The organism is Pseudomonas fluorescens (assembly GCF_040448305.1).
GTDB classification, from domain to species: domain Bacteria; phylum Pseudomonadota; class Gammaproteobacteria; order Pseudomonadales; family Pseudomonadaceae; genus Aquipseudomonas; species Aquipseudomonas fluorescens_BH.
In genome coordinates this window covers 2,878,458-2,905,043 of sequence record NZ_CP148752.1, presented here as the reverse complement: position 1 = coordinate 2,905,043, position 26,586 = coordinate 2,878,458, and the positions used below count along the sequence as shown (strand labels likewise).

The 26,586-nt window shown below is 52.9% G+C and carries 21 protein-coding genes; 7 read left to right on the top strand and 14 right to left on the bottom strand.

What is annotated here, in order from left to right; translation table 11 throughout:
• Positions 1–28 precede the first annotated feature (28 nt).
• Positions 29–283 carry a helix-turn-helix transcriptional regulator gene (locus WHX55_RS13200; protein WP_353742841.1) on the top strand — a complete coding sequence of 85 codons (255 nt, stop codon included), beginning with the start codon at positions 29–31 and terminating at the stop codon, positions 281–283.
• A gap of 354 nt (positions 284–637) precedes the next feature.
• Here WHX55_RS13200 and WHX55_RS13195 read toward each other — a convergent pair whose 3' ends face one another.
• Positions 638–1,123: a hypothetical protein gene (locus WHX55_RS13195; protein WP_353742840.1), complete on the bottom strand. Its 486-nt coding sequence runs from the start codon at positions 1,121–1,123 to the stop codon at positions 638–640.
• 349 nt (positions 1,124–1,472) lie between these two features.
• Positions 1,473–1,838, bottom strand: coding sequence for a histone-like nucleoid-structuring protein, MvaT/MvaU family (locus tag WHX55_RS13190; RefSeq protein WP_353742839.1), 366 nt, complete (start codon positions 1,836–1,838; stop codon positions 1,473–1,475).
• A 975-nt stretch (positions 1,839–2,813) separates the two neighbouring features.
• Here WHX55_RS13190 and WHX55_RS13185 point away from each other — a divergent pair.
• The 5 genes from WHX55_RS13185 to WHX55_RS13165 all read left to right on the top strand — a co-directional run bounded on the left by WHX55_RS13185 (position 2,814) and on the right by WHX55_RS13165 (position 8,358).
• Positions 2,814–3,485 carry a hypothetical protein gene (locus WHX55_RS13185; protein WP_353742838.1) on the top strand — a complete coding sequence of 224 codons (672 nt, stop codon included), beginning with the start codon at positions 2,814–2,816 and terminating at the stop codon, positions 3,483–3,485.
• A 274-nt stretch (positions 3,486–3,759) separates the two neighbouring features.
• On the top strand, positions 3,760–4,827 hold the full coding sequence (locus WHX55_RS13180) for a CBASS cGAMP-activated phospholipase (RefSeq protein WP_353742837.1): 1,068 nt from the start codon (positions 3,760–3,762) through the stop codon (positions 4,825–4,827).
• On the top strand, positions 4,824–6,122 hold the full coding sequence (locus WHX55_RS13175; protein ID WP_353742836.1) for a CBASS cGAMP synthase: 1,299 nt from the start codon (positions 4,824–4,826) through the stop codon (positions 6,120–6,122). Before WHX55_RS13180 ends, WHX55_RS13175 begins: the two co-directional genes overlap by 4 nt.
• Before the next feature lie 6 nt (positions 6,123–6,128).
• Positions 6,129–7,910, top strand: a complete 1,782-nt coding sequence (locus WHX55_RS13170; RefSeq protein ID WP_353742835.1) for an E2/UBC family protein — start codon at positions 6,129–6,131, stop codon at positions 7,908–7,910.
• The gene (locus WHX55_RS13165) at positions 7,897–8,358 is read left to right on the top strand and encodes a Mov34/MPN/PAD-1 family protein (protein ID WP_353742834.1); all 462 of its coding nucleotides are present in this window, start codon (positions 7,897–7,899) and stop codon (positions 8,356–8,358) included. The genes WHX55_RS13170 and WHX55_RS13165 overlap by 14 nt, the downstream gene beginning before the upstream one ends.
• 162 nt (positions 8,359–8,520) lie before the next feature.
• Here WHX55_RS13165 and WHX55_RS13160 read toward each other — a convergent pair whose 3' ends face one another.
• From WHX55_RS13160 to WHX55_RS13145, 4 genes are all read right to left on the bottom strand, one after another.
• Positions 8,521–11,916, bottom strand: a complete 3,396-nt coding sequence (locus WHX55_RS13160; protein WP_353742833.1) for a DEAD/DEAH box helicase — start codon at positions 11,914–11,916, stop codon at positions 8,521–8,523.
• Positions 11,917–12,013: 97 nt separating this feature from the next.
• Positions 12,014–12,790: a Hachiman antiphage defense system protein HamA gene (locus tag WHX55_RS13155; RefSeq protein ID WP_353742832.1), complete on the bottom strand. Its 777-nt coding sequence runs from the start codon at positions 12,788–12,790 to the stop codon at positions 12,014–12,016.
• Between the two features lie 805 nt (positions 12,791–13,595).
• Positions 13,596–14,549 carry an aromatic alcohol reductase gene (locus tag WHX55_RS13150; protein WP_353742831.1) on the bottom strand — a complete coding sequence of 318 codons (954 nt, stop codon included), beginning with the start codon at positions 14,547–14,549 and terminating at the stop codon, positions 13,596–13,598.
• Between the two features lie 168 nt (positions 14,550–14,717).
• Positions 14,718–15,188 carry a hypothetical protein gene (locus WHX55_RS13145; RefSeq protein WP_353742830.1) on the bottom strand — a complete coding sequence of 157 codons (471 nt, stop codon included), beginning with the start codon at positions 15,186–15,188 and terminating at the stop codon, positions 14,718–14,720.
• A gap of 274 nt (positions 15,189–15,462) precedes the next feature.
• Here WHX55_RS13145 and WHX55_RS13140 point away from each other — a divergent pair, with 274 nt between their 5' ends.
• Positions 15,463–16,395, top strand: coding sequence for a LysR substrate-binding domain-containing protein (locus WHX55_RS13140; RefSeq protein WP_353742829.1), 933 nt, complete (start codon positions 15,463–15,465; stop codon positions 16,393–16,395).
• A gap of 375 nt (positions 16,396–16,770) precedes the next feature.
• Here the strand turns inward: WHX55_RS13140 and WHX55_RS13135 are convergent, their stop codons facing one another.
• The 8 genes from WHX55_RS13135 to WHX55_RS13100 all read right to left on the bottom strand — a co-directional run bounded on the left by WHX55_RS13135 (position 16,771) and on the right by WHX55_RS13100 (position 26,564).
• Positions 16,771–18,177: an aldehyde dehydrogenase family protein gene (locus tag WHX55_RS13135; RefSeq protein ID WP_353742828.1), complete on the bottom strand. Its 1,407-nt coding sequence runs from the start codon at positions 18,175–18,177 to the stop codon at positions 16,771–16,773.
• A 40-nt stretch (positions 18,178–18,217) separates the two neighbouring features.
• Complete coding sequence (locus WHX55_RS13130; RefSeq protein ID WP_353742827.1) at positions 18,218–20,380, bottom strand: PQQ-dependent dehydrogenase, methanol/ethanol family; 2,163 nt, start codon at positions 20,378–20,380, stop codon at positions 18,218–18,220.
• Between the two features lie 173 nt (positions 20,381–20,553).
• Positions 20,554–21,879, bottom strand: a complete 1,326-nt coding sequence (locus WHX55_RS13125; protein ID WP_353742826.1) for an OprD family porin — start codon at positions 21,877–21,879, stop codon at positions 20,554–20,556.
• Positions 21,880–22,014: 135 nt separating this feature from the next.
• Positions 22,015–23,199 carry a CoA transferase gene (locus WHX55_RS13120; RefSeq protein ID WP_353742825.1) on the bottom strand — a complete coding sequence of 395 codons (1,185 nt, stop codon included), beginning with the start codon at positions 23,197–23,199 and terminating at the stop codon, positions 22,015–22,017.
• Positions 23,200–23,262: 63 nt separating this feature from the next.
• Entirely contained in the window at positions 23,263–24,057 is a 795-nt protein-coding gene (locus tag WHX55_RS13115; protein WP_353742824.1) for a helix-turn-helix domain-containing protein, read from the bottom strand.
• Between the two features lie 8 nt (positions 24,058–24,065).
• Entirely contained in the window at positions 24,066–24,794 is a 729-nt protein-coding gene (locus WHX55_RS13110; RefSeq protein WP_353742823.1) for a helix-turn-helix domain-containing protein, read from the bottom strand.
• A gap of 122 nt (positions 24,795–24,916) precedes the next feature.
• Positions 24,917–25,732 (bottom strand): enoyl-CoA hydratase/isomerase family protein, encoded by an 816-nt coding sequence (locus tag WHX55_RS13105; protein ID WP_353742822.1) that lies wholly within the window; start codon positions 25,730–25,732, stop codon positions 24,917–24,919.
• A gap of 49 nt (positions 25,733–25,781) precedes the next feature.
• Entirely contained in the window at positions 25,782–26,564 is a 783-nt protein-coding gene (locus tag WHX55_RS13100) for an SDR family oxidoreductase (protein WP_353742821.1), read from the bottom strand.
• Positions 26,565–26,586 lie beyond the last annotated feature (22 nt).

Below are 26,586 nucleotides of genomic sequence, written 5' to 3'. Positions count from 1 at the left end.
TGCCGCCTCAGTGGGGACCGAGGCGGATATGCATCAGCTTGCAAAGGAATTGGGCCAAAGAATACGGACACTACGGAAAGCCAGAGGATTTTCCCAAGATGCCTTGGCGCACTCCTGCAGTGTCGATCGTAGCTATATGGGGCGTATTGAGCGTGGTGAGGTGAATATCACCGTAGAAAAGCTTTATCGCATAGCCAGCGTTTTGGAATGCGAACCTCAGTACCTACTGCCCGAAACGCTTTCTCTTCAGGAGTTAGCTTCTGATCTGGCGGCAGGCGAATAAACCGGATTTATCGGAACTCAGTAACCAGAACTGACGAATTATTTATTTAAAGGCGCAGCATCCTTGGCAAAGTCCGCCATGGACCCTACCAAGGGTACGACCGTGCGTCAGCTTTCACTACGATTGGAGTTCTTTTCATTAGGAGCGGAGTCAACGCGAGCATTAAGTCGGCTGGAAAAGCGAGAGACACAGGAACCCTGTCTCCAAAACGAGTGAGCATCTTGCTGATGGAAGATCAGCCCTTTCAGCTCATCGCCGTCTCTCAACGACCATCGTCTGGCCTCTGCCCACCGCCTCCAGCTCGGTAGCGACGGGGCCCCTCAGACCAGCTAGGTCGTCCAGATCTACATTGGTTCAATGGGCAAAATGCTCGTGACACCTCATCTCAGCAGCAAGGCAGTCTGCCACCCGGGCACTGACTACATTGACCAATGCGCTCCCATGGCCTGCAATCTGCACACGCTGGCGATGGCCCTCCGTCTTGGTATGTCCGATCTTGCTGAGCCCCGTCATCCCATCGAACAAGACATAGAAATAGCCGGCGAACCTGTCAGGGGGGGGGCTCTTTGCAGTCCCGTGAGCTCGCGAAGCGAGACGCGGGAGGAATTCTTTTGCGGCTTGTACGAGATGTACCCAGTTCGGCGTTATATCGAAGCTCACTGGATCGATGCTCCACTGTTCAACATTGCGAGCGAAGTCGTCTGCGTGCGCCAAGCGGGTGGCCTTTTGGACAATCATGCCCCAGCCTAGGAGCGCCAACTCCCGCTGGAAGCGCGTCGCAGGCAGATCGAAAGTGGACGCCAGGTCGGCGAGCTCAACGTTTAGGACTTGCTTCGCCATGCCTTATGCCGCCTTGAGTTGTTGTGGTGCCAACTTCTCAGCCAACATCAAATAATTTTCCGAACTATGTCGCCCAACTGAACAGGGTAATCCGATCAGAGCTTGATGACTGCTTCCCAGAGGCAGCTTTTCCAATCCTGCTGCGCCAGGTTCAAGTTGCATAAACTCATGCGTTGCAGGCGGCGTTGAATCTATGGCGCTCTGACTAAGCTAGCAGTTTCCATGCATGAGTGTAGAAGGTGCATGTAGAAAGGGCAGCCTTTTGCCACGGCTCACGCTTAAAATTGTCCTTGGTGTCCCTAAAAAAAGGGCCTTAGAAGGGCCCCTTTGTTTGTACTCAAAAACCATCTCACTTTGTCAGCCAGGATTCGACTGTGGCTGAACCGTGCTCGGCCTTCCACCCTTTCAATGTTTTGTGATTACCACCCTTGGTTTCTACGACTTCACCAGTCTTAGGGTTCTTGTAGATCTTCACTTGGCGAGGTTTTCGCGTACCAGACTTGGGTTCATTTGCAGGAGGGCGACGCCCAGCCTGAGGGTCAAGCAAACCAATGATGTCTTTCAAGCTGTAGCCGTATTTGGCAAGCAATGCACGCAACTTCGTTTCGAATTCAATTTCCTGCTTGAGACCTGCATCACCTTTCAAGGCTTCGAGCGCTTGCAACTGCTCAGCAAGGTGTTTTTCTAACTGACGAAATTCTGCAAGTTTGGACATGGAAACCTCCGTTTGATTAGTACCCTTACAATACACCATTAACAGAATTAACAGAATTAACAGAATTAACAGAGATTCATAGAAATTGCGCCTCAAACGCACCCCTTAAGAGAGGATATTTTTGTAGCTATTTCGCCCACCTGCATCGCTAGACCACCTACTGCCACGCACTTTACTTTGAGAGTAAACGCCACTGTTAATTTGGAACCTCTCACATTCCTACCATCCGCGGCCATTCAATGCCTGGTTCCCTCAGCAGCTACCGCCATTGAAAATGCTGCTTTGGGGCTGATAATGGAGCGCCGTAGAAATCATCGTCCTCATAGTTACCCTACCCAAATCGCAGATGGCCAAAGAGCTAACTTGATAAGCCAGATGCCCTAATAAAAAGGTAATAGCTTCTGCTTGACCTTCTTGCTTTGCCTTAACCGCTACGGGATAGCATCATGGTCCCATCGGCCTCTCCAAAGCGGGCCCAGATAGCGGAATACTACACAGTGGAAAATGACGCGACATCGCAAGATCGAGACTTTCCAATCAGACTGCTGGAACAGCTCAAACGGTTAAGATCGGAATCTTTCTCTGGGGTCGGACTCGTCTTCTACTCTCACCTTGAGGAGTTGCCGAGCACGCCCCTTGGACATCGGACTGCGATGAAACCAGATCTACCGACCTCCGGGTTCGAGGCGATTGCCTGCATGCTAGCTAAAGTGTCAGACCATGAGTCACCTTGGCACGACGGATTCCACATGATCGACATGAAATCGCGATCACTGACACATCTTTCACAGTTTCTGGCCCCCCCGTTGGAGGACTTAGCACAGCCTCCAGAGGATCGACCTAACGGTGCAAGGCAGATGACAGCGCTGCTTACATCCCTGATTCCGGGCATTACGTATGTCGGTGTGCTCAGTACGGGTGATGAAATCGTTGTGTACAAAAATGGAAAAATCCTAGCGCGAGCACCAGAAAAGAATGAGTAACTTAAGCCTTACACAAACCGAACTGCAGCGGCTATTGAAGGTATACGTCTGCCTAGTTTTGGTTGTCGCAATCTGCCTTTATTTCGTCCTCTCCTTTTTAGGTTACGAAATGCTTACTGCTGGGTGGCGTGCCGTTTCATACGGTTTAACCTGTATCACTTTCCTATTCGGTGTTTTTTTCAAGCTGGCATGGAGGTCCCCCCGGATCGCGCGATGGATGCGTAGGCCGATAGTGCATGGGGTATGGCGCGGTACGCTTAGCTCAGACTTTAAGCAGGCGGGTAAGTCGCCGTTGCAGATACCTATCATTTTTGTGATCCGGCAGACGTACTTGACCATCTCGATAGAGTCGTTCACGAAGTCTCAAGAAGGCGAGTCAAAACTCGAAGCGTTGATTCAAAACGGTAGAACAGAGGCGACCCGCCTTTGTTATGTTTTCGAACTCAAAAGGCAATACCAAGGCGAAAACAAGCTCACCACAGGCGCTGGTGACCTCCGACTGATCAATGATTCCAAACACCTAAAAGGCCATTACTGGACCAACTCACCGACCTTCGGTGAGCTGCAGTTGGAACTGATTTCTCGTGAATGTGCTGGTGTAGATTGTTACGAGGTGGCTGAACGGAAATGGCCGACCACTATCACCCAGAGCACCTCCGTGTAAAAACTTGCTGCGCTACTGACGACTCCCTTGCCCTTCGGATGATGCCCAAAAAGCACCTAAAGCATAAGAAGATCGTTTCGCCCATTCCTGCGAGAAGGAGGATCGAGCTAAGTTGATTCGTTTAATTTCGACGATCTCCCTAGACAATTGCACCAGCTCACGTGAGCGACCATACTCGCCTCTTCACTCAAAGCTGGCATTTTAGTATCGGCCAATTGAAAAGTAACAAGGCCGCGCCCAGATTGATATCAACCAGCCAGATCAGGGATGCGCCATGTCGGTAAAGAGTAAGGACGTCAGAATCCTCAGCCTTAATGGTGGGGGGGCAAGAGGACTTTTCACTATCAATGTCCTGGCCGAAATCGAGCGCATCGTTGAGCAGAGGACAGGTCAAGCCGACGTTAAGGCCGGAAACTACTTTGACCTCATCACGGGTACGTCCATCGGGGGTATCCTGGCCTTGGGGCTGGCAGCAGGGAAAAGTGCGCGAGAATTAGAGGCGGTTTTTCGTGAACAGGCCCCGTTAATTTTCCCACCAAACAACTTTCTAAAGCGGAAATGGCGCACCCTTTTTGGTGCTCAATATCGTAGTCAACCGCTCCGTGACGCGGTGACTAGTATGGTTGGTGCACAAACTACTTTTGACGATTTGACTCGTCGAGTCATGATTCCTGCAGTAAACCTTTCGACTGGTAAACCCCAGTTTTTTAAGACTCCTCATAACCCCAATTTCAACCGGGATGGACGCCTGACTCTGGTAGATGCAGCTATGGCCACGTCAGCTGCGCCCACCTACTTTCCTCCTCACCACTGCGAAGCACTTGACTCGTATTTTGCTGACGGCGGCTTGGTCGCGAACAATCCCAGCCTGATCGGGTTGTACGAAGTGCTCCAAGATATGACTAGCGATTTTGACGTCACGGTTAATGACGTAAGGATATTGAATATTGGCACGCTGGGTGAGGAGTACACCATCAGCCCGGCCGCGTTTGAAAAGACTCGTAATAACGGCTACCTGGGGCTTTGGGGGTTGGGCGAGCGGTTGGTTCTAACCACCATGACGGCCAACCAACAGCTCCACAAATCGATGCTAGAACGTCAACTCAGGACCGTTGGGGCATCAGATAACTATGTATATCTGGACGACACAGTTCCTAACGAAGCGGCCTCGGATATCACGCTGGACAATGCCACCGCTAGCAGCCTGCGCAACCTCGCCAGCAGAGGCAAACAACTCGCTACAAATGAGTTCACTAAAAACATCCGGTTGCAGGCTTTCTTCGAACGCCCAGCCCTCCCCTTCAACCGCCTAAAACCTGTTCAACAGGAGCAAAATTCATGACTTGGGATTTTCACCGCTATTACAACGACAGCGCTGATGGACTCATCGGCAAGCTGACACTGGCTGATACTCAGGTCGTGACGCTCAAGGCTTTGCGCGAGTGTGTTCGCACCCGAACTAAGGAAGTATTTGAGGAGGCAAAAGAGATCGCGAGGACATCTAATGCCGCGCTTTCGCTGGAAAGCATCACGGAGCGTGTTGCCAACTCCCAACTCAAACACCTAAGCCCGGAAGCTCAGACTGAGGTGGCTAAGCTCATCCAAGATATGGATGAGGGAGTTAGAAAGGAGTTTTTGAAACTCTCGCCGCGGTTTTGGACGCAGGGTAGCTTCCAGTACGACACCCTCAACAATCCATACTCCACTCCTCCGCAGGAAATGGACATCGATGATGGCACCTACCTGCCTATGGCCATCTTCGAAGATCGCCCAATAATCGGCCATCGCTTGCTCCTCCTGCTTGTCGACTCCTCCCTACAGTCTCTAGCCCACGAAAATCCTGGTTGGAAATTTGAAGCAAAGCGCACGTGCGCTCGTATCAAGATTCCCGCGTTGAACACTCACATTGACGTTCCAATGTATGCCATCCCTGCAGACCAATTTCTGCTGAAGGAAGCTGCTTTGGCGAAGTCCATGGATATAGCTATGGAGTCGGTAAGCGGGATGGACGGATTTACGTACAACCGCGCCGGTTACGAACTTGATGAGGGATGCGTGAATCTTGCCCTTCGCGAAGGAGAAGAGAAATGGATGAAGAGCGACCCCAAGATCGTTGAAGACTGGTTTTTAGATAGCTGTAAACGGATTGGTCCACATTTGCGTAAAGTTTGCCGTTTCATGAAGTCGTGGCGCGATGCTCAGTGGAAGGACGGCGGTGGCCCCTCATCTATCTCACTAATGGCTGCGACTGTCAGCGTTCTCGATCGAATTCCACATGATAGAGATGATCTTGGGGCAACAATGAGGATGCTTGCAAAATACCTCCCTGACGAGTTCAACAACGGCGTAGAAAGTCCTGACCATACCGATGAGAAGCCGCTTTTTCCTCCCCGTACCGAGCACGGGGAACGTGAGCTTGCAATTATGGAAAGGCTTTTTGACTTGAGAGTGATATTGGTTGATGCACAGGGCTGTTCATCCAAGGAACTCGCTCTAGATTCCATTAACCGCGCGTTCGGTCGACGCGTAGTCAAAAGCGATTTGATCGTCAGCGCACCCTCCGCACCTGCGTTTGTGAGCGAGCCCTCGCGTGGTACTCAACCCGCGAGTATCAGCACAACCATGGCAAGCGGTTAATACTTCGTGCTTAGCGATCTACATCAGGCGTTGCTGAGTTGCGGGTACCAGTACACCAAAGCTCAGCATATTCCTAGTGGTACACCTCTACGTATTTCTGACACTGCCAAGGGGTTCTACGTCAAAAGCTATGGAACTGCGGGTGGTGAATTCAGCATTGCGTTGAGCTTCGCCGCAGATCCACATATCACGTTGCCCAGCGCCTATATTCTGAAAATTCCAGACCAGTTTAGAGGCCGATTACTGCCCCATATCAACATGGGATGGTACCTATGTTACGTGCAAGAAATGGAGGCGGATTGGGATGCTAATGACTTGCGAGGAACCTACTCTCTGGTTAATTCCCAAATTCAGCTCACGCTTGATGCTGCCGTAGCCTCTGCAATTCAGGGCGAACCGGATGACCAAGAACTGGAAGGAGAATTCTCTTCCTACTGGTTGCCCGATAAAAAAGTATTCCTGTTGTCCGATGCCGTAGAGAAAGTGGAGCTGCAGTGCATGGTGGCTGTCAACGGGCACGGTGCAGGGAAGTCAGACGCGTCAGGCGAGGAGTGGATCGCCTATGAAAAAGAAGATGAAAGCGAGTTTAAGGAGTGGATGAAGCAAAGGGAGTTGACGCTGCGTGATGACAAATCCTTTCTAACTAGCTACTTCAAAATTAAGCCTTCTCGGCTAGCTGGCGTGGTTTGGCCGCCTGAAGATCTGCGCTCGGTGATTCAATGGCTTACCGAGGTTGATCTTAGCGCCCGCGGTCGCATCTTGGACCATTTTGTTAACAATCCTGTTAAGCGACATGTGCTGCTATTCGATGTGCACCATCAGGACCTAGTGGGGCTCTATGTGGAGCTCAATATTGATGCAACAGGATTGAATACTTATCCCAAGAAAAATAATCGGAAAAAACGAACCGGCCGAGTCGCCAAATCCGGGACGCTGATTAGCTGTCTCTCCGCCAAGCGTTCTGTCATAAAGTTCATCCGTATTGGTGTCACGAGGGCGGACAAAAAGACGATTTTGAGTCGTAATCGACGCCGGTCAGCAATCGGAAACTTAAGCAACCAACGTATTGCTCTTATAGGCTGTGGCACTATTGGGGGATACCTTGCCGGCTTACTACTACGCTCCGGCGCTGGCTGTGGGAACGCGAGATTTGATCTTTATGATCATGACTCCTTTGGTCCTCAAAATTTTGGTCGCCATACCCTATCCACAGCAAATTTTGGGCAGAACAAAGCTGTTGCCATAGCTGCGTCGCTTAAGTCGTCCACACATCTAAGTTGTATAGTGGAAGGAAAGTCTTCTCGATTTTCGATTGATCCCGAGTTATTGAAACTGTACGACATCGTCATCGACGCTACGGGTCGCCCTCCTGTAGCGAAGCGATTGGCTCATGTGGTCCGTACGATGCCATTGACTAAAAGACCTAGGCTTGTCCACGGCTTTAACGATGGTAACGGCCGCGCTTCCAAAGTATTAATTGATGACGGCAGCTGTTGCTTTGGATGCCTTCTTGCGGACCCCGCTTTTTATAAAAATGGGTTGGACATGCGGTTCAGCGAGATTGACTCCAATGAAGAGCGATTCGTCAGTTGCGGCAATACTTTCACGCCTTATGACGCTGCAGTGAGCGTGATCACCGCCAGCATGATGCAGGAAGCTGTTCTTTCGATATTGGAGCCCAAATTGAGCTGGACATATAGCGAGCACATGCTAGATGGCAACCGCTCGAGGCAACCCCGCCACCTACCTCGTCAAACTACCTGCAAGATCTGCTATGACCAACTCTGAGCTGACGTTTACGGATGATTTAGGAGGGTTGCTGGTGATCATGCCCTCTGTCGTAAATAAATTGTTGGAGTATCGCCAAATGGATTCCTCCAGCAATGAGGCCGCGGGAGTACTCATCGGTGAGCGCCGAGCATCACATATTATTGTGTGTGAAATATCAGAACCTGGAGAGGGTGACATTAGGCACCGCTGCTTCGTTGACCGTAGAGGGCCACACCACCAAGCCGCCGTGAATGAGGCCTTTGCTCAATCTTCAGGGCAACTCCAATACCTCGGGGAATGGCACACCCATCCAGAGGATCAGCCTTCTCCATCCACTACAGATTTAGGCAGTTGGCGGCGCCATCTTATCGCGCAAGAGCAAATGATTTTATTGATCGTTGGTCGAAAAGAAATATGGGCTGCTAAGAAAATCAATAAGCAAATCGTCCCGCTTCTCAGGGCTTAGTACCCTTTAACGGCTTGTCCCTATCCTCCTCAAAGTGCTGAAGTTAGGCCGACATTCCGGGAGAAGCGTTGTGCGTTTTCGTTGGGATGACCCCAAGACGTTGCACAAGCTTCTCCAAGCTCTGCGCGCCATGTTTTCGGTGCTGGTGCACAGCATGAAGAGTTACAAGTCCTCGGGACCCAAATAGTTGATAGTCAACTCCCTAACATCATGGCCGACTTCGGCCGACAGCAAACCTTTATGCGCGATATTGATAAGGGAGTCGAATCGTCCGAGCGGGCTACCGTCACCACTGAGTACATGAACCTGGCCATTCCACCTATGTAGCTGCACAGGCGTTCCATGAGGTGGTGGGACATCCAGCCAAGTCACTCCACCGCGGTAGCTACGATTAGCCCAAACTTGACGCTCTTGGGGCTCGAAGCTCTCGGTGAACTCAATCCACAACTGTCTCGTTTCGGGGGTTGGCCAATTCGGTAGGGGGCTGAACAGAGCGAGTCCTACGGAACGGAGCCATTGGTGAAGCCCTTGGCTGTTATCAAAGGTTGCATTGGTATCAGTAACTGCTTTGATTGCGGCCAACCGAGAGCTAAATCCCGCTTGGATTAGCAGCGAAGCGGCGCGATTTAACGTACCTGTTTCGACGGCAGCGACTGCGACGCTTAGCTCAAAATCATCCATTGCCAAACAGAATACCGTATCGCCATTGGCCTGAGCCCTAACGCGAATTGCCTCCATAGCCCAAGGCAAGCGATAAACGAGGCCGTTCTCAATGAAGCGCATGGTTTCAGCGGCTTGGTCAGGGGTATCGCTGGTCAGAGCTTCACCTTGAAGCCATCTCCGAAGAAGGTCCCGCCAATTAGCAGGCAGTACATCGGGCTTGAAGGGATAGAAGGTGAAAACGTGTTCGGCTATGGCGGTGAGCGCAACAACCGCCGCCGCACGGTCATTCTGAAGTATCTGAGCGTTTGCCGTAACCAGCAGCGGATTGAGCGTATCTGCCCAAGCATCAAGAGTTTGGCCAGTGGTCAAGCCAATGCCCGCTAAGAAGTAACCCCGGCGCTGAGTGACAGTTGTTTGTCCCCAAATAAGCTCCGCCCGTGATTTGAGGCCAGCTTGCAAAGCTTGCTGCTCAGGCTCAATGCGCCGCAGCAATCGACGCTGCCACAGCGAAGATTGCAAAATATCATCAAGAGCTGACTCGATATCATGGTCCTCAACTTCATACTCGCCGAGTAAGCTCAGAACAGCTGTGTCGAGCGTCGCGATATGCCGCTCCCATTCTGCCCGGGCGGCCTCTATTTCCTCGGGTTTTTCCACATCTAGTACCGGAAAATCCCATGCGCTCGCATTATTGGTGACGTATTCAACTAACTGGTTGAGGTCGCCGCCGATACGTCTCCACATGCGGTTCAGCAGCGCAATGACAAGCTGGACCAGCCCGCTTTCCATGTTACGCGCCCCTAGATCGCTGATAAGCCCTTCCCAAGCGCGACGCCGCGCCGTTACCTTGTCAAATATGGGGAACAGCACCACACCCTCAACATCGACATACGCTCGGCCTGCCCGCCCGATCACGTTCTTAAACTCGGAAATCTCAATCCGCTCACCAGCTCGGTATAGCGAGTGCATAACCACCGCTGTCGCGGACAGATTTAAACCCTGCGCCAGGGTTGGAGAAGAGATAGTTACCTTGAGGATTCCGTCGCGAAGCAGACGCTCAACTTCCTTTCGGTAGGCTGTAGGCAGTGCGCCATGGTGCAGCGCGACCCCAATTCGCAGGCATCTAAGAATGGCGCTGTCAGCCCCAAGCCACTCTTCGCCCAGCGCAATGGCGGTGTTAAGTAGTGCCGGCTCGACCTCAAGCAGGGAGCGAAGCGCTCCGCGTTCGTGGAGATCAACCACTACGTCAGCGTAAGGTTCCACACTGCTGCGTTGTGGGCAGAAGATGAGCACGGTCTGGCCATCTTCAATCAGACGCCAAGCCGTGGCGAGGCACAGTTCACGCTGATCGCAAGGAAAAATTTTCGTCCGTCGGCGTTTTGGCCGCACCCAATCGGGGGGAACGAGCCCGAGCAGATATCGCTGCACCCACGGTCGCTCATCTCCAACTCGCAGATTGAGACGCGCTGCAGAGTGCGGGGAGCTCCAAATGACCTCGCCGAAACGAAGACGGGTCGGCCGCCATTCGTTTTTAATCACGTCACCTGGATGATCCTTACGCAGCCAATTGGAAAAGTCTTCCAGTTGGTCACCATCGGGAAGGATTGCCGAAAGGCACACAATCCGCCTGTGTTCCGCGTCAGGACGGCGCAGCAACCGCTGGATCTGCACCTCATAACGTACTTCGCGTTCATTCAGGCCGATCATGTGGCCTTCATCGAATACCAACAGCCCCACGTCGTCGAGAATGTCAGGGTCATTACGCAGCGCGAAGTCGATTTTCTCTGGAGTTGCAACAATTATGTTGCGGCCGCGAATCGAATCTTCGTCAATGCCGCTGACCCCGATGCTACCGTAAAGTGCCGAGATGGTTTTACCAAGGGGACCGAACGTCCTCTGTAGGGTGGCCTCAGTCTGGGCTGACAACGCGCGCAGGGGAGTGATAAAGACCACGCGCTTGCCGCCCGCCAAGCACCGAAGAATGCACAATTCGGCGATGCGCGTCTTGCCGGCGCTGGTAGGGAGCGACACCACCAGGTCATCGGTTTCGTCAGCGGCACGCTTAGCTGCTTCGATTTGGGAGGGCCAGAGATCGAACTCCGCACGAGGTCGCCGAAATAACACGGCGATGAATAGCTCGCGTAACTGGGCCCACTCCTGCGCTTCGCCACCGGCAGGTTGAGGTGGGACGTTAACGTGGAACGTACTAGACCAGAGGTCGGTTACCAAGTGGCTAGCGACACGATACGCCCACCAATGGGGCAGCATGTTCAACTCAGCAGAAATTGCGAGTCCAGTCGCAAAGCGTTCCTGGGCATGCTGGAGCAGTACCTGTTCGCCCCGCTCGATTGCTGATATGAACAAGGCCATAGCAGCCATGAAGGTATCCGTTAACGCGGTGTCCAGCCCTGCGAAGAGGAAGTCATCGCCATCGCCGGGTAAATCGCCCGCCGCGGCAATTCTATCCAAGTGGGCCTGGATGCCTGCGGCAATGACAGCATCGCTGCCGATCTCGGCTGCGCGATAGTCGAATACCTGCGCGCGCAGCGATTGAAAGTCCCTGCGCATCAGCAGAACAAGGGCACGCTCTGTTAGGGTGAAGTTCTCTCCACTCACGACCATTTGTAGCAACGAATAAGAGCGCGCAGACAGGTGCGCTAAGTGATAACTCGCCGCGGCCATGACAAAGTGAAAGTCGCGATCCACCTCGTCCGGATTACCTCTGGCAATTACCGCCTCCAGCGCGGTTGCCGCTTGCTCGAAAGCAATCCGCGCTTGGGCCGAGTCCCCTTGAAGCTCTCGGAGCCGCAGCCCCAACCCAAGAAGGGAGTAGCCATAGGAGTGCAAGTCGTAACTCAGTTGTGCTGCAAACTCTGGAGCATCCGGCGGCAGCACTCCGTCGCGCCAGATGATCGCTCTAGCCTGTCCACGAGCAATAAGGCGACCGCGGAACCCGGTGGTCGCAGCTTCCGCTATGCTCGCGACGATGGCTTCAGTTGTTGGCATTAGCGATCACCCGATCATAGACAGCACCCACAAAAAGTGCGTGTTCTTGCACCTGCAAGCCAACGGCTTGTTGCGTGATGTGACCCGGATAGTCTCGCAGAGCGCTGGTGAGCAGTCCTACAGGTGCATTACCCGAAAAAGTGAACAGCAGATGTTGAACCTCCTGTGGCTGGATGCCGTGCAGAAGTTGAGCATCATCGATGGCATCAGCCAGTGCCTCATTGCCTGTCTCTAAGAGGCGTTCAGCAACAAAAGCGAGTGCATGAGCGGAAGGCAATCCACCGTCCTTATCCAAGCCTACCCGGGCCTCATCAAGCACCTGTCTGGAAAGCGTGACACGACTTTTAGCTTCGGTTTTAAGGAAGCGCAGGCGCTGTGTGGCGGGGTCTTGCAGTATCCCGATGACATCGTCGCCGCGCATCGCCATGTTACGGTGATCCTTCCAGCGAAGTCGCTTGATCAGCGCACGGAAGCCTCCGCTCAGCGAGTCGATCCATTCCGTCGCGAAGATCTCACCCAAGTCACCCGAGCGAATCTGCTTGCTCGTCGGCAGCTTGCCTTCGATTAAGTCAGCTGCGGCGTGCTTACCCAGACGTGCAAGCGCCCGTGCAACACGTTCCTCTGAAGCGTAATGACCTGGAATGATCGACGCTGTCGCGTTGATCCCTGTCTGGCGGTTTGCCGCTTGTTCAGTCAACACCCTGCAGGAGTGGTTCCCCACCGCGCTATCCGTGCAATCACACCAATCGTTGAACTGCGCCATTCGTTGCTTCCCTGAACCCGTTTAACCAGCTGAATGCGGCATGACACCCCTGGACCATTCTCTCATCACTGCTCATCGAACTTGCTTCGATCATCTACTGGATAAGCATTCGGCTAGCCGCTTTACCTTTTTAGGTGATGACGAACGTCTGCCCCTCCGCAACCAGCACCAGCACCAGCATACGGCGGCAAGCTTGGCTTTTGCTGTCAGTGGTGCGCATGGCTGATACCCCTAACTAGATTTTAGATAGAGTAGCCTGTTATTCCATTCTGCTACCTCAGCGCACTGACGCCACCACCCCACACATGGAGGTGACAACGGGCTTAAAAAAAGGAGGTGATACCTGCATCGTGGCAATCCAGGATTTTTTTGCTTTTGAAGTGACCTCGATCACCCACAAGCCGACAGTGTTTCCAACCCCACGACCGGATGCAGGTATAAACCAAAAAGAACGCTCGCAGCCCTCTAGCTTACCGTGCGTGGCAATAAGCCAAAGGGCCGAGAGCGTAACTGCTAACCCAGCTCGCGCCTGAGTTGATGGTCACCTAGCGCACTACCCCCGCGCGCAACGAACCGCGTAGCAACGCCATGGCCAATCATGCTCATCAACGCCCGCCTTCAGAGACGAAGCGAAAATCACCTAAAACCAACACATGGCCTAGGGCGGCTGTCACATCTATAGATTTGAATCTCGAAACCAGGTCCATAAATATTCCACTAGTCAGCCAATGTTCCTTTGGAATTTACTGAAGAATAAACAACTACGATAGGCGCAAGTAGAGTTTGGTATTATTTATGGGTATTACTAGTTGGTGGCGATCTTATCTGCTACATGATTGGACAGCCAGCCTTTAACATCGATAGTCCCGATACCTTTCAGATGATTGTACGTTTTTGATTTTTCCCACCACATTCCGGTGCCTTCGGCAAATGCTGTTCGATAGCGAAGCATGACATCTTCCGGCTGCTGAACCAGACTCGCTCTTAGCTCTTCAAGAGACCACTCGATTCGCTCTACGCTTTTACCAATGACTTTTTCAACCACATCAGCCAGTTGGCCGTACGAAATAGTGTCCCCAGCGACGAAAACCACTTCGTTGATAATTCGAGGTTCTTCAAGAATTATAGCCGTTGTAAGCCGACCTACATCCTCCGGTGTCGTAACGGTGACACGGGTTTCCCAACTACCCAGCGCATGAACGGTGAGTTTTTCCAGATCCACGACATCGAATGCAGGCTCGAAGAGAAAGCTTGTGAACATTCCTGTTGATACAATCACCCATTCGGTACCTTTTTGCGAGCGTAAGAGTGTTCTAACATCATACTGCTCGTCGAATACGGGCTGACCACTACCTTTGCCCACTTGATCGTAATCGACACCAAATTGCCATGGGAAATACCGGGACACCCCGGCCTTTAGCACTGCCCGAGTGACTTTCAGTTGCGTGCCAGGTCCGACAACAAAACCTGTACAATTAACGACCGTATGAAACTTCCCGAACAGAACCGCAAGTTCGTCTTCCGTCGTCTCTGACAAGTCAAAGGGAATAAGGACCACACCGAGCGTATCGAGCTCGGCAAAGCTGCGCTTCTCGACCTCATTTGGGGTTGTAATGAAGGAGGGAGAGACTAGGACACTAATCGGAGTAGTCGCCGACTTTACCTTTGGCGCCAGCGCGCGAAGTACCGCGATACCGAGTTGACCTGCTCCGATTACGAGCATTTTTTCAATATCAACTCTATTATTATAGCTAGACATAAAATCCCCTAGAGCAATTTACTTGAAGTATTGACATCCATTAAGAATTTTATCCTTGGAATGCCGAACGAACACGGGTTAAAGGCGTGATTTATGCCTCAGGAGTTTTGATAGGCATTCGGCAATCTGCCACGCGCTCGCAAAACTATAGACTTTATGCCTATATAGCTAGGCTCCCCCTACAGCAAGAGCGGTGCCATGCTCTCGAATAATGCGCCAACTATCTAATGTTCGACGCCAAACTAGGCTCGAGAGCGTATTAGCTTGGTCTGTTACACCGTCTGATGTCTCAAAACTGGTCACAAACTGTACATCCATCACCGCCAGGTCACCAGAGATGAGCGTGTTAGGTTCACCAACCATCCTGTTAGTTAGCGTTCTCATCTGGGGAACCACTATGTCCCAGATGGCCGCGTACTCGGCAACGGTTTTGTTGATACGGCGCTGCGAATCAAAGTTATCGAAGAATTGCGTATCGGCGGAAGTCCAATCGTAGAAACGCTCCAATCGACCCTTAAAGTTGAACGGTTCGTTTTCGCCATGACGCCAACCGATTTCTACCCACTCTCGCACTAAACTATGCAGGACTTTTAGCTCATCTGCGGTGCTTATGGTTTCCGAGGTGTTTATTTGAGTCATTTTTGAGTATCCGATCAAAATGTCGTCTGATGATGGGTCAGTTCGGCAGCCTCCGACCAACCATTGGTTTACAGCGTTACCGCTGGATAAAGACTGGCACACATCAGGATGAAGATAATCGGCAGTTTTTGGTTTAGATTATTCGCAAATATGGCATAATCCGAATTCGCCCGTCTTCATAACAAGAACTGCACCGCTTGACAAACGACTACAGTGGCAACTGCTACACGACAAAACAGTAAAAAACTGAAACTTTAGATATGTGGGAGGCTGTATGGACCGGCTCCATGCTATGCATGTATTTGCACGAATAGTAGAAGTAAATAGTTTCAGGAAAGCGGCTGAAAGCTTATCGCTTCCAGCGTCGACGATTACCCGAACGATAAAGGAACTCGAGACTTACTTGGGTGTGCAACTGCTGCACCGCACCACAAGACGTCTGAGCCTGACCACAGACGGCCACCAGTATTATCAACAATGTCGACGTATTCTCGCCGACATAGAAACAGTCGAATCCGGATTTCAAACTGTGGCTGGGCGACCTAAAGGCAAACTGAGAGTCGACATCACACCTTCCTTAGCCCGTCTATATATTTTGCCAAATATTGACGACTTTCAAAATAAATACCCTGATATAGGGTTGACACTGACGCTGAGTGACAGAACGATCGACCTTGTTCAGGAGGGGATAGACTGTGTAATAAGAGCTGGTAATCCTCAGGACTCTACCAGCTTGGTTGCACTGCAGATCGCCAGTTTCAATTGGATAATTTGCGCATCCCCTTCCTATCTCGAAAAACAGGGAGAACCGATGTCCTTAGAGGATCTCCAGAATCATTATGCCGTTGGATATCTCCTGAGCAGAACGGGCCGCACAATGGGATGGGATTTCGTTGTGGAAGGTCAGCATCAGACTGTCCGGCCCCTAGAAAAACTGATTGTCAACGACACGGATGCTTATGTTGTATGTGGCTTGAAGGGACTGGGTTTGATCCGAGCGTCTAGCTACATGGTCTTACCGCACCTTCAAAACGGGAGTTTGATACGTGTGTTGGCAGAACTGAATGGGCCATCTGTCCCCCTCTCTGTGATGTATCCACAATCCAATCATCCATCACAAGTCGTGAGAGCTTTTGTCGACTGGACAAAAAACTTAATGACACCCCTTACTTCTCACTGGTTGAAAACCGAACTATCCATTAAGTAGCTCACAACGTTCATTTCAAGCATGGACTGCAGTCCCTCAGCGGCAAACATTGAGATCGATAGTGTCCAAAATAGCTGGCCAGAATATGGTCGGCTTATTATTTTTATCTAAAATCTCCCGATCTTTTTGAAACTCTGCTGGCAATCGATCAATATCTAACAACCAGTCTTAACCTTATCTAGAAGACGACGGACTCCAGGGGCTCGCTGACTTATAAATAACATCGTCATTTCCAATGTTATGCGCAGATCGATGCACCTAAGCCTTGAGCACATGGAACGATGCCGTATTGCTCCAGTTTTTACGCAAACTTCTGGATCGAACCTTACTGGAATCTGCCAGAAACATTAATGCCCCTGGCAGATCACAACTATATCAGTAGCCTTCGTTAATTACCTTTATCTGGGTGAACTCAGCTAATCCTAGATCGGCCCACTCAACACCAATTCCCGACTGTTTGGCGCCAGCAAATGGAATGTGCGGACCGAATTTCAAGTGCTGATTGATCCAGACAGTGCCGCACTGCATGCGCGCCGCTAATGCCCGAGCACGCTCTGCATCGGCAGACCACACCGACCCGCCCAACCCGTAAGGAGAGCAGTTAGCCCTGGCAAGTCCATCTTCCGCATCAACAATCCGCACGATAGGCAGCACGGGGGAAAACTGCTCCTGGTCCACCAATTCACTGCCGTCGGTGATGTCCCGCACGATCGTCGGCTTGACGAAGTAGCCAGGGCCCTCGCTAACGGTTCCGCCCGCGATAATGGTGCCGTCGCGCTTGGCCACATCGATAAAATACTGGGCTTTTTCAAATTGAGCAGCGTTTTGCATGGGTCCGATCTGAGTCCCCACGTCCAGTCCATTACCGATAACGGCGCTTTCAGCAAGTGACGCCATGGCTTCGCAGAACGCATCGTAGATCGAGTCTTCGACGTAGACTCGCTTGATCGCCAAGCACGCCTGACCGGCATTGTAAAAGGACGCATCAAAAACCTTCTGCGCCGTGGCAGCCACATCGACGTCACTCAATACCACAGCCGCATCGTTGCCACCCAGCTCCAAAGTCAATCGCTTGAGCGTGGCAGCACTGTTGGTCATGATTTTGCGGCCGGTGGCAGTAGACCCCGTAAAGGTCACTTTGGCCACGTCGGGGTGCCCGGTCAGGAAGGTTCCAAGGTCATTCTGATCACTCACCACGTTGACAACGCCGGCCGGAAAAATGGGTTGGGCAATTTCGGCTAAAAGCAACGTGCAAATCGGTGTGCTCGGTGCTGGTTTGAGCACGACGGTGTTTCCGCACAAAAGCGCAGGAGCCAGTTTGGCAATCGGCACTAGTGCCGGGAAATTCCAGGGACTGATTCCAACCACCACCCCCAGTGCACTATGACCGACTTCGATCTTGCCGCTGGCGTCGTCTTGAATGACCGACACCGGCAACGTCAAGTTGGCAAAGTGACGAACAAAGGCTTCGGTGTAATACACCTCGCCTTGAGCCTCAACCAGTGGTTTGCCCTGCTCACGTACCATCACCTCAACTAATTCCTGCGAACGCTCCCGGATCGCATCGGCGTAAGTCAGCAACAACGTCTTACGTGCCTCCCACCCCAGTGCTTCCCAGGCGGGTTGAGCCGCCTTCGCTGCCGCCACTGCAGCTTGCGCCTGTTTTTCGGAGGCACAGGCCACGACGGCAATAACGTCCCAGGTCGCCGGGTCCAACACTTCAATGGTTCGATCACCAGCAATCAACTGTCCGTTGATCAGCAACTTACTTGCAAAAGACATACATCCTCCTGTGGTTCGCCAAGTCGGTCATCGACCGTCTTTATGGATTACTTTGTCGGGCACTAACCTTGTCCTGCATCCCCCGCAAGTCGGCGTTGCGCTGAGCCAGGTAGTTGAGAATTTCATCCATCTGTTCGTCGTTCAGCTTGCCGGTGAAATTCGGCATGCCCAGTGGCGCAAGGGCGCCCTTGAGAATGACGTGGAAGTTTTCCACCTTGCTGGCACTGAGCATCCGCAGATCTGGCACGATGCCACCGCTGACAGCCTCCAGACCGTGACAGGCCGAACAATGGATCGCGAATTCGGTGTGGCCCCGTTCAACCTTTTTCGGATCGATCGAGGTAAGCAACGGCGTTACCTGCACGTTCTGCGCGATTTTCCTGGCTGGCAATTGCGCGCTACCTCCCAGTTTGTACACGAGGATTCGTGCATCGGCCTTAACCCCGGCGATATTGGAAATTACCCCGGAAAACAACGGAAACGCGCCACCCCAACCAGCCGCGACGGCGACGTATTGCTCGCCATTCACCTTGTAGGTCATCGGCCCGGCCATAACGCCGGTGTTAGCCGGAGTCTCCCAGAGTGACTGGCCATCATTCGCCCGGTAAGCAACAAACCGGCCGTCTGCAGTGCCCTGAAACACCAGGTTGCCTGCGGTCGCGAGCGTGCCGCCGTTGTACATGGTGATGTAGTCGTGACCCCATACCTCTTTCTGCTTGACCGGGTCCCACGCAATCAAGCGGCCAATCCAGCTTTTGCGTAAACGAGCTTCATCGGCAGCCAGTGCCAGGTTCGGAATGTCACTGGCTTTGGGCGCAGGTGCGCCCGGTTTGGGAGGCACGCCTGCAGCGCCCAGATAGCCAAAGTTATAAGCGCCAAAATCGCCAGCCTCCGGATACGGCGTATCAGGCAGTTGCTGGAAGTACCAGGCGTTAATCATGGCCGGGATGTACACGAGGCCGTTTTTGGGATCGAACGACATTGGGTGCCAACTGTGCCCGCCATAAATTCCGGGCGTCACTAGCTTCAACTTGCCGTCGTCATAGCGCGCAGTGGCGGCGTCAATGATTGGGCGCCCGGTCTTGGGGTCCAAACCCTTGGCCCAGTTAACCGGCACGAAATTCTTGCCCGAAATGAACTGCCCGGTGCGACGGTCAATCACGTAGAAGAAACCGTTTTTCGGCGCCTGCATGATCACCTGGCGCAATTTTCCAGCGATTTCCAGATCGGCCAGAATCAGACTCTGTGTGGCCGTGAAGTCCCATTCTTCTCCGGGGGTCGTCTGAAAGTGCCAGACATACTTGCCGGTCGATGCATTCACTGCGACGATGGACGACAAGAATAAATTGTCGCCCTTGCCAGCACTGCGCAACTTGCGGCTATGGGGAGAGCCGTTGCCGACACCGATGTACAGCAGATTCAATTGAGGGTCATAAGCCATTGCGTCCCAGGCTGTCCCTCCTCCTCCAAACCGCCCGTAGCGGTCACCAAACCAAGTGGGTTTGGCGATTTCCATCGCCTTGTCACCGGGTTTGACGGGCTCATCACCGGGAACAGTGAAGAAGCGCCAGGCCAGTGTACCGGTGTCTTCGTCATACGCCGAAACGTAGCCCCGAACCCCAAACTCGGCGCCACCGTTGCCGATGACCACCTTGCCTGCCGCCAGTCGCGGCGCCCCAGTGATCGCATAACTGCGGCCATGGTCGGTGAAGGTGTCGGTGCTCCACTTCACCTCGCCAGTCTTCGCATCCAGGGCAATCAATCGACCATCAAGAGCGCCCACGAACACCTTGCCCTTGGATACCACCACACCACGGTTAACGGCGTCGCAGCAGGTGCGATTTACTTGACCACGATCGATCTTGGGATCGTATTTCCAGATCAGCGTTCCTCGAATGGAGTCCAAGGCATACACAAAGCTGAAAGGCCCGGAGATGTACATCACGCCATCCACTACCACGGGGGTAGCTTCCATGCCTCGGTCATCGTCAACTTTGAAAGACCAGGCAAGCCCTAATTCCGCAACGTTGTGTTCATTCACCTCCTGCAAAGTGCTATAGCGTTGTTCGTCGGGAGTGCCCGCAGTGTTGACCCAGTCGACAGCATCTGAGGTACCGTACGACTGGGTTGATTGAGTGGCGAATACCTGACTTGAGTTTGTAGCCACGAGCATCAAAACCAGGCCGATTGCTTTAATTTCCACTATCGATCTCCAGTTATATTTTTTATTAGTGCACATCTAGTTGCCAGTCGGAAACCAAGATCGCACTGAGATGCAGAAATATATTTATCGGCAGAAATACCGTGAATGGCAGTCAAAGTCGACAGTAAGGGCTATATTGTTCCGTGCTCTGAAAATTGACTGCCAGCACGCCTCTACAACAATGGAATTGTATAGTTCACGACTAAACGATTTTGGTCCTGGTTGCGCACCGCATCACTTCGCAACATTGCGTTATACCAACCCAGCCCAACACCTTTGAACATTCCACTTTGGATGACGTAATCCAATGCAGTGTCTCGTTCCCATTCCTTTTGGCGACTGCCGTTGGCAACTTTGATATTGTCGCCATTCAAGTACATGACTGACGCCCTCAAGCCGGGAACTCCTAGCGCTGCAAAGTTATAAGAGTATTGTGCGAACCTGGTGTCCTCGCCAGCGCGCGTAAAGGTGGTCGCCAAACGGTCCGTCAGCAGCCAAAGACTCGCGCCACCGGCCCCAACATCACCGGCCAGACTACCTTGGTTCAATTGCACGAATGCACTGTTGTCAGAGACGCGTTGATAACCCGCCATCAGGCTATGCCCCCCTGTGGTATAGGTAAACGCCGCACTCCAAGTGTCGTTGTCGATTTCTCCCGTACCATTACGGGTGTAACCCGAAACTTGATAACCGGGCTTTCCGGAGCTGTTGGCGCCATCGGAGTCGGTCTTGAAGTATCTAAGATCGGTCTTGAACGACTGCCCTTCGCCCAACGGTAACACATGCACCAAGCCGGTGAAGTGTTGCTTGTAGTAATCCTCCAGCGTCGCGTAGTAGTACTGCAAAGTCAGCTGGGGCGTGGCTTTGAAGTCGGTGCCAGCAAAGTAAAAACCGTTACTTTCCTGCTGCCCGCCAGTCACTGCCAGCCCCGTGCGGTCGCTCGACCCACGACCGGTGGCCTGCTCGATCTTGCCAGCGACCAGAGTCAGCCTGTCGAAATCGTTGGAGGTGATCATCCCCCCTTGGAACGTTTGCGGCAGCAACCTACCATCATTGGCGACCAGAATCGGCAACTTCGGAAGGAGTGTGCCAACCCGGGCTTCAGTTTTTTTGAAGCGTGTCTTGGCGGTCAATCCAAGGCGACTCCAGGAATCGGCAGCCGAATCGCCGTTAGAAGGAATCATCGTGCTGCCAACATGACGTCCACCGCCGCTGTCCAGAGTAATCCCTACCAGCCCAAGCGCATCTACGCCGAAACCAACGGTGCCATCAGTAAAACCTGACTTGTAGTCAAGCACGAAACCTTGGCCCCACTCTTCGGTTTTGGAAGGCGCTGCATGTCCGTCTCGATTGTCGTTATTGAAGTAGAAGTTTCGAACTCCAAGGTTAGCCTTACTATCACCCAAGAAGTCGGCAAGTGCACAAACACTTAACAATTGCCCTACCACGCCAACACTTACTACCAACGAGCGTTTTGCACTGCGTGTTGTACTATTCATTTTATTATTATCCTCAAATTTAACAGACACCCACTCTCACGCGCTATCGAGACAACAGCCTCAATTCGATCAACCTTCCATTAGCGTTTCAAACAACTGAATGAATCCAAAGATCACTCAACCAACAAGCGAATCTTAAATAATGCTCAGCTCACGCAGTCGATCCAGCTGGACAGCGTTGTAACCCACTTCGTAGAGAATCTGCTCGGTGTGCTCACCGACCGTTGGTGCCCGACGATTAACTTCCAATGGTGTGCGAGACAAGTTCATCGGCGCCCGCACAATGGGGGCTGGAGTCGCAAGTCCGGGATAATCGATCCATTCGAACGCGCCCGTATCGGCAATTTCTTTATCCTCAAGCACCTCTTGCGGAGAATGCACTGGACCTGCCGGAATCTTTGCTCCTTCAAGTGCCGATAAGGCCTGTTGCTGCGAACGCCCTTCGCACCATTTGGCCATACGTGCAGACAGCAGTTGGCCATGCTCGCCGCGACTTTGATCACTGGCCAAGCGCGGATCATCCACCAACTCAGGCGCACCTATCAGGTGGGCCCAGCGCTTGAACATCCCAGTACCAATGACTTGCACAATGATCCACCCGTCGGTCACCTGGAAGATATCCGATGGCCCGGCAATCGGACTGCGATTTCCAGTGGCCTGACGGTTCGAGCCGAGTAAAGCTTCTTCTATCAGCAAACCACTCGAAAAATTCAACGCCGTTTGCAGCAGCGATGCATCTACTTTTTGTCCCAGTCCACTGCTTTTACGCTCGTACAGCGCGGCCAAAACACCCATTGCGCAAGCCAGTGCAGTGGCGAAATCCACTACGGGCACCATTGCCTTCATCGGCTGCCCCGCGAACCCGGAAACATGCACTCCCCCGCTCATGGCTTGGCCGACGCCATCAAAACCCAGGCGCTCGTTCATCGCATCGCTACCACCGAACGCTGACGGCGCAACCAGGACAATGTCAGCTTTCAGCTCACGCAACGACTCATAGTCCAGACCCAGTTTTGCCAACGTCTGAGCCGGCATATTCGCAATCACCACGTCAGCCGTCAGGACCAAACGCCGGACAATGACTTTGCCTTCAGGACTGTCAATGTCCAGGGTGATCGACCGCTTGTTGCGATTGACCTGCAAGAACAGCGCGCCATCACCGCCGGGCGTCACCGGCATGACGAAACGGTCTTCACTTCCACCGACCCGATCTATGCGGATCACATCGGCCCCTAGATCAGCCAACAATGCGCCACAAAATGGCCCAGCAATGTAACGACCAAAATCGAGGACTCTAATACCCTCTAGAACTTTCGACATGAGCACTTTCCTTACCTGAAAAATCAATCGTTAACGTTACCGATGTATGTCGCCACGCCTTGATCAAGGGGTGCCTTCGATGGATGCGAGAAGTTGCTCAAGCCGAGGCGCTGCATCCTTCAATGCCGGCTCAATACGCTTGCGCACCGAAACTAGGCTCGACCCGATATCGACCGCTCCGCAACTGAACCCCATCACCTTGCGTTCGATTCCTACCTTTACAGGCAGGGCGATGCCGAACGCATCGCGCTGGTAACCGCCACGTACAAAACAGGTTCCGGTACTGGCCAATTCAGTGAAACTTTTGTCGATGCCTGCCTGCATGGCGCTGGCCTCGCTACCAACCTCTGCTTGTAACGCGGCAAGCAGTTCGGTCTGTTGATCATCAGGCAGTCCCCACAAGTAAGCCCGGCCAATCGCGGTACTGGCCATTGGTAACAGCGAGCCAATACCCAAGCGCAACGTGGCGATATGTTTTCCGGAGCAGTAAGCCACGTACAGCATGTCCAGTTGATTGCCGGTGGCGAGTGCGACCGATACGTTCAGCTCATCAGCCAATTGCTGCATAAAAGGCTGGGCCAACTGAACAAGGGGGCTGGATTCGACAAATGCATGGCCAATACCCAAGGAGCCAGATGCGAGTTCAAACTGCCTTCCACCTGCCACATGCCGTAGAAATCCACTTCGGATCAACGTCGAGGTCAGCCTGGATACTGTCGACTTTGGCAAACCCGAACGCATGACTATTTGTGCATTGGACAGGGCGGCGCGCTCACCGCGGAAAGTGCGCAACACCTGCAGTCCCCGACTGACCGTCAACATGGTTTTGGCATTATCGTCATCCGAATCCATCTCCATGACACTTCTCACTTGAAGGACTGTTTCAGGTGGTTGGCCAACGAGGCCAGCTTTGGCCCCAATTCCCTAGAAACCCGCGCCTTATTCATACTGACCAACGAACCGAAGCATGCCAGCACGAAAGGAGCCCGATCGGTAATGGTCAACGGAGCGCAAACAATGCTCAAATCCGGCTCCACCAAACTTTGTGCCCGATAAAATCCCTGCACCCGGATCTGCTGGATGGCATCGCTGAGTTTCGGCTCTGTACCGGACCATTCCTCAGGCATGCGACGCTCGATGTTTTCCAGCAGATAGGTGCGCTCCAACGACGGTAATGCCGCCAGCAAGGCAAATCCCAACTGCGATGAAACCAGACTCATTCGGGAGCCGACACTCAAACTGTTGTGGCGTTTACCGCCATCCCATGGACAGTTGTCCAGTACCACCAGATCCAGACGATCACGCATGCCTAGCACGACACTGATTTTGTTAGTGTTGGCAAACTTGATCATTTCGCCACGCACCAGCCGCTGGATATCCGAATGCGCGGTCGCCGCATAACCCAGCGATAACACCGCTGCGGCCAACTGATACTTACGACGCTGGGCCGAATAACTCAGGTAGCCCAGGGCGGTGAGGGTCTTCAAAAAACGGGTCGTCGTCGGCGCAGGCAGGCCTGTACGGTTACAAATGTCCTGATTTCCTAACCAAGGTTCGTGAGCCGTAAACGCCGACAGCACTTCCAGAGCTCGCATCAGTGGTACCACGACTCCCGATCGCGAGGATGTTCGCTCGGAATGCACGTCGCTACCGAGCTCAAGTCGCGACGGCGGGTGATTGAGTGAGACGGGAGTATTGTCCATGGCCGGTTTCGCTCTTAAACGGGAGACGTTGGCGGGAATTTCGGCGTGCGCTTTTCCAGATGGGCATCGAGCCCTTCACGCACCTCAGGTCCTGAAAAGCCAAGGATCTCCAACGCAAGCGAAGTATCAAAAATCGGACCCGCGCTACGCAGCCAGTTGTTGAGTGCATATTTGGTCCAGCGGATCGCCGATGGCGCGCCCTCAGCCAAACGGATTGCTACCGCCAGGGCCTTTTCCTGCAATTCAGCCTCGTCGACGCTCAATGACACCAGCCCCAGTTGCTCAGCTTTTTCACCATTGACCGGCTCGCATAGCAACAAGTGATATTTGGCTTTGGCCATGCTGCACAGCAATGGCCAGATAATTGCCGCGTGGTCGCCTGCTGCCACACCCAGGCGTGTGTGCCCATCAACCAGTTTCGCGGTTTTGCTAGCAATCGAAATATCGGCCAGCAGGGCCGCCACAAGGCCCGCCCCGACAGCGGCACCGTGGATGGCAGAGACCACGGGTTTAGAGCAATTGATGATGTTGTAGACAAGATCCTTGGCCTCGCGCCATACGCGGCAGCGAACCTCGAATGAATCGATCATGTCTTCGACCATCTGAAAATCACCGCCAGCTGAAAAAGACTTGCCGGCGCCGCACAGAATAATCGCGCTGACACTTTCGTCCTCATCGGCATCACGCCAGACCCGTGTCAGTTCGGTATGCCCCAAAGCATCCAGTGCATTCAACTTTTCCGGACGATTGAGGGTAATACGCAATACCCCGGGGGCCGGACGATCGAATGCCAGGCGTTGGTACTTGGTATAAACATCAATATCAGTCATGACTCAGTTCCTTGCTATTCATGTCCGGCTCCTCGCTATGGCGACGAGCTCAACTGATCGACCGCCTGGACGTAATGCCCGCATCGACGGTGAAAATCGTACCGCTGGTGTATCCGGATTTCGCCGAGGCCAAAAAAACCAACAGATCGGCAATTTCCGCCACAGTGGCAGCACGACCCAACGGATAACCGTCCAACAAATCGGTAAATCGTGAGGCGTCGTTGAACAGCTTTTCCGCCCGAGTCTTGAGTACCTTGTTGATGCGATCGGTATCGACCGGGCCAGGGTTGACCCCCACCACTCGAATGCCATCGTTGAGGCTCTTGCCACCTAGCGCCTTGCTAAAAGCCATCAATGCCGCGTTACCGGTAGTGCCGGCAATGTAGTCGAAGTCGAAGTTTTCGCCGCCGTTGCCAATGTTGTTCAAAATCACACCGCCCCCACGCGCCTTCATGGCGGCATACACCAGGCGAGTCAGATTGATGTAGCCAAACACTTTCAGCTCCCATCCCTGTCGCCAGCGAGCCTCATCGACTTCCCAGAGATTTCCCCCTGGAATGCTTCCGGCGTTGTTGACCAGTACATCGATGTCGGCCGCAAACTCGGCAACCTCCTCGATGGCTTGCGGTGCGCACAAGTCGATAGCCAATGTATGTACGCATACCCCGTACTCGTCCTGCATCCGCTGGGCGATGGTCTTCAAACGCTCGGCGTTACGTGCGACCAATTTGAGTTCGCAACCTTCAGCAGCGAACGCCAGCGCCAAGCCTTCACCAATTCCTTGGGAGGCACCTGTGATGAGTACCTTTTTGCCTTTCAAACCAAGTTCCATGATCTGTCTCTTGAGTGTGATG